This window comes from Halorientalis persicus (genome assembly GCF_900110215.1).
Lineage (GTDB): Archaea > Halobacteriota > Halobacteria > Halobacteriales > Haloarculaceae > Halorientalis > Halorientalis persica.
On the sequence record NZ_FOCX01000001.1, the window covers coordinates 16,269 to 28,314 of the forward strand.

Genomic DNA, 12,046 nt, shown 5'->3' on the forward strand with positions numbered 1-12,046 from the left:
GTAGTGTCGAAACGACGACTGGAACGCTCTGTCCGGCCGACTACCGGAAACGGTGACGGGTCAGAGCGGGTGTGTCTAGCCGTCGAGACGCCGAGCGGATCAGTCCTCGGTCCCTTCGACGCCACTGACGGAATCCGGCCACAGGACGCCGAGACGGGGTCGAAACGGGGTCGAGTCTAGCTGTGTAGACAGGGGGATTATCCCACCCTCGGGAGTGTGACCTATCGGTTCGTTCCCGGGACGACGACCGGGTCGTCGATATATGACAGGAAAACGACAGAGTTCGCGGACGGCCGACGGATCGAATCGGACGAGTGAGGAAACAGCCGACGGGACTGACCGACTCGACAGGCGCCGTCTCCTCGGATCGCTCGGGGCGACGGCCGTGACAGTCGGATTCGCGGGGTGCCAGATCGACGGCGACCTGTTCGGATCGACGGAATCGGAGCCGACCGCCGACGCACCGACCGACAGCGCGTCGCCAAACTGTAGTTCGTTCACCACGCTGAGCCAGTCGGACCTGAACGGCGGTGTGACACTGGAGAAGGGGTGTTATCGTATCGACAGCGTTCTCGCGGTCACGGACGGGACGCTGACGCTCGAGGCGGGCGTGTACGTCGAATTCGGACAGGATGCAGGGATCCACGTCAAATCGGACGGTGGGTTCGAGACGGCGGGGACGGCGTCGGATCCGGTGATCCTCACCGGGCAAACCCGGACCCGCGGGTTCTGGCGGGGCATCCGGCTGAACAACGGATCGACGGGCCAAAACGGTCTGCAGAACACGATACTCGAGTACGCGGGGGCCAGCAAGTGGCACGGCGCGTACGCGATCAGGTCGGGCGGCCTGCTGGTCAGTTCGGGGGTGGCCAGTCTCGACGGCGTGACGCTTCGCCACAACGACCGGGCAGGCCTGCGAGCACCCTACGAAGACCCGGATCTGACCGTCGAGAACACGCGCATCGCGAACAACGCGCTGTCGGCACAGGTTCACTCGGATCTCGTGAGTGGCATCGCCGCCGACAACACCGTCGAGAACAACGACACCGACAGGATCACCATCACCGGCGGCGGTCGCGGGCAGAACTCGGTCAGGAACAGCGGGACCTGGGTCGACCCCGGCGTCGACTACTACGCCGAGAAAGACGTTCTGCTGTCGGCCGACCTCACTGTCGAGGAGAACGTCACCGTCCAGTGTGCGGAGGATGTGGGCATCGAGGCCGACGGCGTCACGTTCGAGACGAACGGCTCGGGCGGCGATGGGGTCATCTTCACCGGGACTCGCGACTCGCCGGGGGCCTGGCAGGGCATCTTCGCCGGCAACGGCGCGACCCTCGATTTCGTCCACACGAGAGTGGAGTCCGGTGGCGGTGAACCCTGGACCGGGGCCACAGACGCCAGCGGTGGCGTGTTTGTCCAGGGCGACGACGTCACGGCGACGTTCGACCACTGTATCTGCAACCGCAACGAGAACGCCGGCATCAAGGTGGACTCAGGCGGCACGGACCTCACGGTCACCGAGTGCGTATTCTCGGACAACACGGCGGCCCTCCAACTGCACGCGAACGTCGTCGACGGAGTCGGAGCGGATCAGACCTTCGGGAGTGGCAGTTACATCGCTATCCAATCGGGCCCGCAGACGAGACTCACGGACGCGGCGACCTGGCACGGATTCGACGTTCCGTACCGACTCAGCGGGAACCTGCCCGTCGACGCCGCGCTGACGGTCGAACCAGGTGCGACCATCGAGTCCCACCAGGACGTAACCATCTTCACCGGCAAAGGGACGAACGGCTCGATCAACGCCGACGCCGCCGGGTCCGCGAAGATCACCTTCACCAGCGTCGACGGCACACCGGGGACCTGGAACGGGATCTCGTTCATCACCGGCAGTGCGAACAACGTGCTCCGCAACGTACTCGTCGAGAACGCCGGACAGAACCGGATGCGTGGCGGCGAACACAGCCAGGCGTCCGTGTTGCTGTACAGTTTCGGACACACCGGGACGGCGACGATCGAGAACTCGACCATCCGCGATAGCGGCTACCACGGGATCAGCTACGGACCGAACTCGAATCTCACCTGTGGCGGCAACCAGTTCTCGGGCAACGCGAAGCGGGACGTCAAATTCACCGGGAACGGCGTGGGGAAACGCTGTACCTGAGAGCGCGCGGCCCGAACACCCGATCCTGCTCCGGGTCCAGTCCACGGTCGACCGCCGACCTGACGACAGGAATCACTCGGCCACGACGCGTTCGAGCCAGTCGTACTGGGCGTTCAGTTCGCGCCGCCGCTGGCGCTGGATGACGGTGGCGTCGAGGACGGCACCGACGACGGCCACGTCGAGCTGGAACTCGGTCGTGGCCGTCACCCGCGTGCCGCCATCTTCGGCGGTGACCTCGTAGGTCGTCCACATCTCCTCGAAGATGCCGTCGTCCTGTTCGTAGGCCAGTTCGGCGTCGTCTCGGTCGACGAGGGTGAGGTCCAGTTCGATGGCGGCGATGCCGAACCCGTTGACGATGGTCATGTCGTCGCCGTCGACGGTCACCTCGTCGAAGCCCGCCGATGCCATGAACTGCTGTACGTCGGCCATCGCCTCGCGAACCGTCTCGGGCTCGGCGTCGACCGTCCGAGACACACTGACTGATTCCATACACCGGACTACACGAGGCACCCCTAATCCCTTTGTGGCGAACACGAGCGGGACCCGTCCCGTGTCAGGAGAACGCAGAGAGTCCGACGTACGTGACCACGCCGAGGGCGAGGCCGAGACTGATCGTAAACGCCAGAATGGCGGACAGTGGCGGCCCGCCGGGCGGGAACGAGAACGCGGCCGTGGCGAGGACAGCGATCCCGAGGCCGAACGCGATGGCCGTCGCCAGCGGGTTCCGCGTCAGTCTTCCGGTCAAGGCATCGGGCATGAGGTGGATCAGGCGATCTGGTCGTCGTACTCCTCGGGGGAGAGCAGTTCTTCGAGTTCGCTCTCGTCGTCGAGTTCCACCTCGAGCATCCAGCCGTCGCCGTAGGGGTCCTCGTTGACCAGTTCCGGTGCGTCGACGAGGTCGTCGTTGGCGGCGACGACGGTCCCCGAGACGGGGGCATAGAGGTCCGACACGGCCTTGATGCTCTCGACGACGCCGAAGTCCTCGCCCGCAGTCACCGTGTCACCCTCGGCGGGGAGTTCGACGAACACCACGTCGCCGAGTTCGTCCTGTGCGAAGTCTGAGATGCCGATCCGCACAGTCCTATCCTCGCGGCGCGCCCACTCGTGGGAGTCCAGAAACTGGCAATCGTCGGGAATCTCGAAACTCATCTATCCAGAAATGGCAACGCCTGTGTTTGTGCCTTTTTCGACTCGCCGCGGACGAGCACCTGGACGTTGACGCCCGGGCTTCGGTACTCGACGGGCAGGTATGCCAGCCCGATCGGCGTGTCGAGCGTCGGACTCATCGTCCCGCTCGTGACGGTGCCGATGGCCTCACCGTCCAGATCCTGCACGGTGTAGCCCTGTCGGGGCACACCCCGATCCACCAGTCGGAATCCCGTCAGCTTCTCCTCGACGCCCTCGGCGTCGACTCGCTCCAGCGCGTCCCGGCCGACGAACTCCGTGTCGAGTTTGACCGTGAATCCGACGCCGGCCTCGTAGGGGTTGCGGGGGTTGTCCTCGGGGTCGAAGTCCTGCCCCGACAGGAGAAAGCCCATCTCGATGCGGAGGGTGTCGCGGGCCCCGAGACCGCAGGGCTGGCAGTCGAACTGGCTCCACACAGTCTCGACCTCGTCGGCTGGGACGATCACCTCGAAGCCGTCCTCGCCGGTGTAGCCGGTGCGGGCGACCAGACAGTCGACGCCGGCGACGGTCGCCGTCATCGCCGAGAAGCGCGAGAGGTCACAGATCGCCGTTCGCTGGTCGTCGGCGACCGGATCGAGCAGGCGTTCCTCCGCCTCGGGCCCCTGAAGCGCGAGCATCGCGTAGTCCTCGGTCCGGTTCTCGACGGTGGCGTCCAGTCCCCACTCGTCGCGGTGGTCGACCCACCGGTCGTACAGCTGGCCGTCGTGGCCAGCGTTGGGGACGAACAGGTAGTCCGCGTCCCGATCCCCGGGGAGGTTGTAGACCACCGTGTCGTCGAGGATGATCCCGTCCTCGTCGGTGACCATCGCGTACTGGGCCTCGCCGGGGTCCAGCGCGGTCACGTCGTTGGTCGTGAGCCGCTGGAGGAGGCGCTCGGCGTCCGGGCCGGACACCTCGATCTCGCCCATGTGTGACACGTCGAAGATGCCGGCCGACTCGCGGACGGCCGCGTGTTCGGTGCGGATGGAGTCGAACTCGACCGGCATCTCCCACCCGCCGAAGTCCGTGAACGACGCCCCCGCGTCCCCGTGGACGGCGTGCAGGGGCGGTGTTCGTCCTGTCATACCAGTATCGGCCCCGGCCAGCGACCTAACTCTTCCCCCTGCGACACCGCATCAGTCGTCCCCCGTCGCTCCCTCGCCGTCCGCCTCGTCGCCGTGGACCGGCTCGATACCCTCGGGCAACTCGGGCACGTCGCTGGTGTCGTGGCTCCCCGTCGGCGGCAGGTTCACCTCGGCCGCCCCGGACTCGCTCAGGTCCGTCTCGTCCTCGATGGCCTCCATCTCGCCGTCGGCGTCGCGTGCGTCCTGGTCGATCCGCATCGAGCAGAACTCGACGCCACACATCGAGCAGAAGCGGGCCTCCTTGTAGTTGTCCCCGGGAAGGGTTTGATCGTGGAACTCGCGGGCTCGCTCGGGGTCCAGCGCCAGGTCGAACTGCCGCCGCCAGTCGAACTGGTAGCGGGCTTCCGAGAGCGCGTCGTCCCAGTCCCGAGCCCCTGGCTTGCCCGCGGCCACGTCGCCGGCGTGGGCGGCGATGCGGTAAGCCGCCAGCCCGTCGCGCACGTCCTCGGCCTCGGGCAGGCCGAGGTGTTCCTTGGGCGTGACGTAACAGAGCATCGCCGCGCCGGCGCGGGCGGCCTCGGTCGCACCGATGGCGCTGGTGATGTGGTCGTAGCCCGGCGCAACGTCGGTCACGAGCGGGCCGAGCAGGTAGAAGGGCGCGCCGTCACAGACCTCCTGCTGGCGCTGTACGTTGTCGGCCACCTCGTCCATCGGGACGTGGCCCGGGCCTTCGACCATCACCTGCACGTCGTGGTCCCACGCGACGCGCGTGAGTTCCCCGAGGGTGTCCAGTTCCGCGAACTGCGCGTCGTCGCTGGCGTCGGCCAGCGACCCCGGACGGAGGCCGTCACCGAGCGAGAACGTCACGTCGTGCTCGGCGAAGATCGCACAGATGTCCTCGAAGTGGGTGTAGAGTGGGTTCTGCTCGCCGTTCTCCTCCATCCACTGCGCGAGGATCGAGCCGCCACGGGAGACGATCCCGGTCTTGCGGCCATCGGTCAGCGGGAGGTGTTCGGCCAGCACCCCGGCGTGGATCGTCTGGTAATCGACGCCCTGCTCGGCCTGTTTCTCGATCACGTCGAGCAGGAGGTCGGGGGTGAGGTCGGCCACCTCGTCGACCTGCGTGACGGCCTCGTAGATCGGCACCGTCCCGACGGGCACGGGGGAGTGGGCGACGTTGGCTTCGCGAATCTCGTCGAGGTTCGATCCGGTCGAGAGGTCCATCACCGTGTCCGCGCCGTAGTGGACGGCGGCGTGGAGCTTTTCGAGTTCACCCGCCAGATCGCTCGTCGTCTCGCTGTTGCCGATGTTGGCGTTGACCTTCGTCGCGAACTCCCGCCCGATGATCATCGGATCGAGCGCGTCGTGGCCGTGGTTGGCGGGGATCACCGCCTGCCCGTCGGCGACCTGCTCGCGGACGAACTCCGACTCGCGATTCTCCCGGTCGGCGACCCGCTCCATCGCCGGCGTTACCTCGCCGGCGCGAGCGCGGGCTAACTGCGTCGGTGGCATCGACCACTAGATGATATTACTAGGTGATAAGCCTTGCTTCGACCGTGTAAGTGCGCCGCTTGTGGCGAGGGGGAACGGCGGGCGAGAAGGGGGGCCTAGACCGCGAGGTACGAGGCGATGGTCGCCTCGTCTTCGAGGTCGGTCGCGCCGAGTTCGTCGACGATAGTGCCCCGTTCCATAGCGTAACAGCGGTCGGCCATGTCACGGATTACCGAGAGGTTCTGTTCGACGAAGAGGATGGTGGTCCCGAGGTCCTCGTTGATCGCGCGCATATCCTCGCTGATCTGGGCGACGATGGAGGGCTGGATGCCCTCGCTGGGTTCGTCCAGCAGGAGGAGGTCGGGGTTGGCGACCAGCGCCCGCGCGATGGCGAGCATCTGCTGTTGGCCGCCGCTCATCGTCCCGCCGTTCTGGTCGCGGCGCTCGTCGAGGATCGGGAAGTAGTCGAACACGTCCTCGTAGAGCAGGTCCGAGGAGTCCTCGTTGATGGACTCGCCCATCCTGAGGTTCTGCTCGACGGTGAGATCGGGGAAGATCTCCCGGCCCTGCGGGATGTAGCCCATTCCGGAGCGCGCGCGTTCGTGTGGCGGCGTGTCGGTCACGTCGCGGCCGTCGAACCGGACGGTCCCCTGGTCGGGTTCGACGAGTCCCATGACGGTCTTGACCAGCGTCGTCTTCCCGACGCCGTTTTTCCCCATCACGCCGACGATCTCGCCCTCCTCGACGGAGAGATCGACGTTCCGGAGGATCGGGGTCGAGTCGTAGCCCGCCCGGACGCCGTCGAGTTCAAGCATCGGTCTCACCTCCGAGGTAGATCCGCTGGACCTCGGGATCGGCCTCGATCTCCTCGATGGAGCCCTCCCGGAACGTCTCGCCCTGGTGGAGGACGGTGATGTGATCGGCGATGTCGGCCACGAAGTCCGTGTCGTGTTCGATCACGACGAACGCAATCGATCGCTCCTCGTTGAGCTGGGTGATCCGGTCGGCGATCTCCTCGCGCTCGTCGACCGAGAGCCCGGCGACGGGTTCGTCGAGCAAGAGGAGATCGGGGTCCAGCGAGGCCGCCATGCCGATCTCCAGTTGCTGTTGTTCGCCGTGGGACAGCGCCGAGGCCTCGATGTCAGCCTTGTCGGCGAGACCGGAGGCCGCCAGCGCGTCGGCCATCCGCTCGTCGCGCTCGGTCCCGGAGGCTAGCCGCTGGATCGGCAACCGGACGTTCTCGCGGACCGTGAGGTCCTCGTAGACGCTCGGCACCTGGAACTTGATACTGAGCCCGTGCCGGATGCGCTCGTGGGGGTCGAGTCCAGTGATCTCGTGGCCCTTGAAGTAGACCGCTCCCTCGGAGGGGGACAGCGCCCCGGTGATGAGGTTCAGCAGGGTCGACTTGCCCGCACCGTTGGGGCCGATGAGACAGCGCAACTCGCCGGCCTCGACGCCGAAGTCCACGTCGTCGATGGCCGTCAGGCCGCCAAAGCGCTTGGTCAGCCCGTCGGTCTGGAGGATGGTGTCAGTGTCGACGCCCGTCGCCAGCTCCGCGCTGGTCTGTTTGACCGCGGGATCCATTCCCTCGGTGGCGTCGCTCATTCGACCACCTCCCCGGTCGGCTCGGCGGTGTCGTCGGTCTCGCCCTCACTGCGGCGGTCACCGAGCCAGGACACGAGGTCCCGGAACCCCGGCACGAGCCCTTCGGGCAACAGGAGGACGATCACGAGCAACAGGAGCCCGTTGATCACGAACGCCCAGTCGCCGACGTTGACCGAGAGGAACAGGCCCAGCCGCTCGATGAAGATGGTTGCCACGATGGGGCCCAGCAACGTCTTCCGGCCCCCGACGGCCACCCAGATGACCGGGAGGGAGGCCGCGGTCAGGCTCAGCTCCGAGGGACTGATGTAGTTGAAGTACGTCACGTAGAGGACGCCGCTCAGCCCGGCCAGGGCACCGCCGAAGGTGAAGACGGTGAGCTTGACGCGTTTCACGTCGTAGCCGAGCATCTCGGTCCGGTCCTCGTCCTCACGGACCGCGACCATCACGCGGCCGTAGTCGCTGTTCAGCAACACGCGGAGCCCGAGGTACGTCAGCAGCACCGCGAGCAGGGCCGCGTAGAACAGCGTGAAGTCGTCGAAGACGAGGAACGGCTCCCCGATGCCCAGCGCCAGGTCGGGGATGCCGGGCATCCCGTTGAAGCCGCCGAGTGCGGCCTCGCCGATGGTCCACTCGTCACCGGCGGTCTGGTCGAGGAAGGTCTTCAACACCAGCACGACCACCAGCGTCAGGATCGTCACGTACACGTCGCTGACGCCGCCGTAGAACATGAAGTAGCCCAGGACGGCCGCGAACAGGGCCGCGATTCCGACGGCGACGACCAGTCCAGCCATCGTCCCGAGCGGACCGGTGACGTTGATCGCGACGATGCCGTAGGTGTAGCCGGCCACGCCGAAGAAGGCGACCTGGCCGAAGCTCAACACGCCGGTGTAGCCCCAGACGACGGCCAGGCTCAGCGCCAGCAGTGCCAGCGAGAGGTACTGGGACATATTCGTGACCGACGACGGGAGCATATACAGCGGGAAGAAGACGAACAACAACACCGCGACGCCGAACAGGTACCAGAAGCGCCGGGAGTTGCCCATCGTGTTCGGCCCGTGCAGGGCCGCGGTGAGCCGTCCCAGCGGCCCGCGGGTCGCCGTGTCGTCGCTTTCGGTGGCCATCTCAGTCCACCTCCAGCCGGCGTTCGCGCAGTCGTTCGACGAGGCTGCTCAGTCCCTCCGGGATGAACCGGATGAGGACGATGGCGACGATCAACAGCGCGATGCGGCCGGCGAACGTCCCGTAGACGTTCGAGAACAGCGTGTCGACGATCCCGAGCAGGCCGCCCGACAGCAGGGTCCCGACGACCACCGACGACCCGCCGACGACGACGGCCACGAACGCGTCGACCAGGAACGCCGCCCCGAGGCCAGGCTCGATGCTCAAAAGCGGCGCGTACAGCGCGCCGGTCAGCCCGGCGAGGCCCGATCCCAGCGCGAACGTCGCCATGTAGGTCCGTTCGGTGTTCACGCCCAGGGACTGGGCCATGGACTCGTTCTGGATCGTCGCCCGGGCACGCATCCCGTAGTCGGTCCGGACGAAGAGCAGGTAGAGCCCGACCAGCACCAGCGCCGCGACGCCGGCCAGTAGGACCTGGTAGAGCCCGATCGAACTGTTCCCGTAACTGAGTTTGCCGAAGGGGATCGGCACTCCGCTGAGGGAGTTGCCGAACACGTTCCGGAAGGTCTGGACCATGATGAGGCTGAGCCCCCAGGTCGCGACCATCGAGTCGAGCAGGCGGTCGTACAGCGGCGTGATGACCGGGTGCCCGACCGTGCGCTCGGCGATCCAGTTCGGGATAGCACCGGAGATGATCGTCCGCTCGACCAGCAGGCCGAACAGCGCCGTCACCAGCGCGGCGAACAGCATCGCGCCGATCAGTCGTCCGAGTCCGGGCAGTGCGTCGATGGGCAGGAACGGGATCCCGCCGTTGTAGGCGAGCGAGGTCGAGAACGCCCCGACCATGATGAACTCGCCGTGTGCGAGGTTGATGATGCCCATGATCCCGAAGATGATGGCCAGCCCGGTCGCCGCCAGCACGATCGACGCGAAGTTCGGGAAGAACTGGACGAGGAGATCCAGACCGACAGCCATCCTACCCCGCCTCCTCGTAGTAGTCCTGTGGCGTGTACTGTTTTTCTTCGTCTTTGCTCGTGAGATCACAGCCGACCGTGTCCTTGAGGAAGGTCTCGTCGATGACCCGGTCGTCGACGGCCTGGACGTTGTGTTCCTCGTCGGCCCGCATCACCCACATATGGTGGTTCACGTGGTGGGTCTCGGGCACCAGTTTGATCTCCTCGCCGTCGGGCGCTTCCGGGGCGGGGTAGGTGATTCCCGACTCCAGAGCCGCCTTGACCTCTTCTTGATCGGTCGTACCGGCCTGTTCGACCGCCCGCTTGTACATGTAGATCGAGAAGTAGTTGTTCTCGGCCTCCTCGTTGAGGTAGGGCGCGTCGGGGAACTTCTCGTAGTAGCGGTCGACGAAGCCGCCCTCTTTCGTGTTGCGGTTCGTCGGAACCTCCTCCATGTAGTTGACGCCGGCGTAGATGTTCGACATCGCCGGCGGGTCCAGCCGCAGGTGTTCGTACCCCTGGGCCATCGCGGTCGAGGTCCCGATGGGGATGTCCAGTCCGGCCGACGCCTTCTGTTTGTAGAAGGAGGTGTGGTTCGACCCGACGAGCATCGACATCACGAAGTCGGGGTCGGCGTCCTGAATCCGGCTGATGGTCGAGGAGAACTCCGAGTTCGACAGCGGGATGAACTCCTCGCCGATCACGTTGGCGTCGTTCTCGTCGGCCAGGACCTTCACCCAGTCGGCCGAGAGCTGGCCGAAGTTGTAGTCGGCCGCGATGGTGTAGATATCGGAACCGTACTCCTCGACGAGGTAGGGCAGGACGATGCCGAGTTGCTGGCGGGCGGTCGGCCCGACGGCGAAGACGTTCTTGTCACAGACCCCGCCCTCGTACTGGGTCGTGTAGAAGTACAGCTGATCGTTCGGGTCGATGGCCGGCTCACGGATGGTCTCGCGGGTCGCGCTCGAATACCCGGCCCACAGCGCGTCGACGTTGCGCTGGTTGATCATCCGCCGGGTCAACTCCAGATACCGCTGGTTGTTCGACTGCGGGTCGGGGTCGAAGTATTCGATCTGTTGTCCGTTGATGCCACCGTTATTGTTGATCTCCTCGATCGCCAGCAGGCTCGCCTTGTGTTTTGGCGACCCGACCAGCGCGAAGTTGCCCGACTGGTCCTCGAGGATCCCGAGTTTGATCGTGTCGCTGCTGCCACTCCCCATCAGGGCACACCCAGCCAGCCCTGCGGTCGCGATACTGGCACCGCCAGCGAGGAACTTCCGACGGTCGACGCGTTTCGTCACGCCAGTACACCTCCGCAAAGACAGGCGTCCATATCGGCCGCGAATGAGTTCGTGTTGTAACCAATACTTCCGTGTTTTTCCGAATATATGTCCACCATCATTCGACGTGAGACTCTGATTGGCACTTACTTATAACAGTTTCCAAACGGGTATTAATTCTCTCCAGATTATGCAACATTGTATAAGGTACATCCCAATACGCTCGCAACACCGTCCGGTTTTCGAGATTAGCCGAAACATTCGTTCATAAATGAGTTCGAAGTGTGGAGATTGTTAGATAACACAGGTTGGCGAGTTGAGGGGACGGATACAGAGGGATGTAAAAGACGGAAACCGCCGACTGTGGACGGTTAGAACAAGACGGGGCCGACACCGAGCAGTTCGTTCGTGACGAGCAGGCTACCGATGACGAAGCTCGCGCTTCCGGCGACGACTTTCAGCGCCGACTGGAGGCGGGTGGTGAGTACGGACCCCCACAGGTACGAGAGCACGCTCATCGTCACCACGGTGATGATCGAGAACGACAGGAGGAGCGAGAACGAGGAGGGGACGGAGGAGGCACTCGCGGCGAGTGCGACGACGATGGCCCCGCTCCCGGCCAGGCCGTGAACGATGCCGACGAGGAACGACTCGCCGTCGACGTGCGTGTGGAACGAGCCGATGGAGACGCTCCCGAGAGAGACGTGCGTGTGTTCGTGGCCGTCGTGTTCGTGGCGCTCGACGGTGAGCAGGCCCGCGACCTCCAGCAACATCCGGAGGCCGAGATAGACGAGGATCAGGCCAGCCAGTACCTCGAACGCCAGCGTGACGGATTCGGGAAGCGACGCGCTGAGGAAGACGAACACGAGGCCGATGGCGATGATCGGGAGGGAGTGTCCAACGCCCCAGGACGCGCCGACCACGCCGGGACGGTCCGTCTTTCGGTCGTCGACGAGCGTCGAGATCGCGGCGAGGTGGTCCGCCTCCAGCGAGTGCCGGAGCCCCACCACCGCGCCAGTGATCGCCGCAGCAGTGATTGCCATGTGTCCGGACACGACCCACCGGCGTGATTAATCCACCGATCCGATCAAAATTCTCGTCGTTTTTGCCGCCGAAAATCGGACGTATTTGTCACGCTACCGCCTAGAAGAGTACAATCACACACTGAGACGAGAGAGAATCGCG

The 12,046-nt window shown here is 65.3% G+C and carries 12 protein-coding genes; 1 reads left to right on the forward strand and 11 read right to left on the reverse strand.

What is annotated here, in order from left to right; translation table 11 throughout:
* Positions 1-262 precede the first annotated feature (262 nt).
* The gene (locus BMX17_RS00080) at positions 263-2,164 is read left to right on the forward strand and encodes a hypothetical protein (RefSeq protein ID WP_092656357.1); all 1,902 of its coding nucleotides are present in this window, start codon (positions 263-265) and stop codon (positions 2,162-2,164) included.
* A 72-nt stretch (positions 2,165-2,236) separates the two neighbouring features.
* On the opposite strand, the gene BMX17_RS00085 is transcribed toward BMX17_RS00080, so the two are convergent.
* The 11 genes from BMX17_RS00085 to BMX17_RS00135 form a co-directional block, all read right to left on the reverse strand.
* Complete coding sequence (locus BMX17_RS00085; protein ID WP_092656359.1) at positions 2,237-2,653, reverse strand: SRPBCC family protein; 417 nt, start codon at positions 2,651-2,653, stop codon at positions 2,237-2,239.
* A gap of 64 nt (positions 2,654-2,717) precedes the next feature.
* The gene (locus tag BMX17_RS00090; protein ID WP_092656361.1) at positions 2,718-2,921 is read right to left on the reverse strand and encodes a hypothetical protein; all 204 of its coding nucleotides are present in this window, start codon (positions 2,919-2,921) and stop codon (positions 2,718-2,720) included.
* Positions 2,922-2,929: 8 nt separating this feature from the next.
* Complete coding sequence (gcvH, locus tag BMX17_RS00095; RefSeq protein WP_092656363.1) at positions 2,930-3,313, reverse strand: glycine cleavage system protein GcvH; 384 nt, start codon at positions 3,311-3,313, stop codon at positions 2,930-2,932.
* The gene (gene gcvT / locus BMX17_RS00100) at positions 3,310-4,413 is read right to left on the reverse strand and encodes a glycine cleavage system aminomethyltransferase GcvT (protein ID WP_092656365.1); all 1,104 of its coding nucleotides are present in this window, start codon (positions 4,411-4,413) and stop codon (positions 3,310-3,312) included. The genes gcvH and gcvT overlap by 4 nt, the downstream gene beginning before the upstream one ends.
* 51 nt (positions 4,414-4,464) lie before the next feature.
* Positions 4,465-5,925, reverse strand: coding sequence for a phosphomethylpyrimidine synthase ThiC (gene thiC / locus BMX17_RS00105; RefSeq protein WP_092656367.1), 1,461 nt, complete (start codon positions 5,923-5,925; stop codon positions 4,465-4,467).
* A gap of 95 nt (positions 5,926-6,020) precedes the next feature.
* Positions 6,021-6,719, reverse strand: a complete 699-nt coding sequence (locus tag BMX17_RS00110; RefSeq protein WP_092656369.1) for an ABC transporter ATP-binding protein — start codon at positions 6,717-6,719, stop codon at positions 6,021-6,023.
* Positions 6,712-7,509 carry an ABC transporter ATP-binding protein gene (locus BMX17_RS00115; protein WP_092656371.1) on the reverse strand — a complete coding sequence of 266 codons (798 nt, stop codon included), beginning with the start codon at positions 7,507-7,509 and terminating at the stop codon, positions 6,712-6,714. Before BMX17_RS00115 ends, BMX17_RS00110 begins: the two co-directional genes overlap by 8 nt.
* Positions 7,506-8,630: an ABC transporter permease subunit gene (locus BMX17_RS00120; protein WP_092656373.1), complete on the reverse strand. Its 1,125-nt coding sequence runs from the start codon at positions 8,628-8,630 to the stop codon at positions 7,506-7,508. Before BMX17_RS00120 ends, BMX17_RS00115 begins: the two co-directional genes overlap by 4 nt.
* Before the next feature lies 1 nt (position 8,631).
* Positions 8,632-9,603 carry an ABC transporter permease subunit gene (locus tag BMX17_RS00125; protein ID WP_092656375.1) on the reverse strand — a complete coding sequence of 324 codons (972 nt, stop codon included), beginning with the start codon at positions 9,601-9,603 and terminating at the stop codon, positions 8,632-8,634.
* Position 9,604: 1 nt separating this feature from the next.
* Positions 9,605-10,882 (reverse strand): urea ABC transporter substrate-binding protein, encoded by a 1,278-nt coding sequence (locus BMX17_RS00130; RefSeq protein ID WP_092656377.1) that lies wholly within the window; start codon positions 10,880-10,882, stop codon positions 9,605-9,607.
* A 350-nt stretch (positions 10,883-11,232) separates the two neighbouring features.
* Positions 11,233-11,904 (reverse strand): urease accessory protein UreH domain-containing protein, encoded by a 672-nt coding sequence (locus BMX17_RS00135; protein WP_092656379.1) that lies wholly within the window; start codon positions 11,902-11,904, stop codon positions 11,233-11,235.
* Between the last annotated feature and the right edge of the window lie 142 nt (positions 11,905-12,046).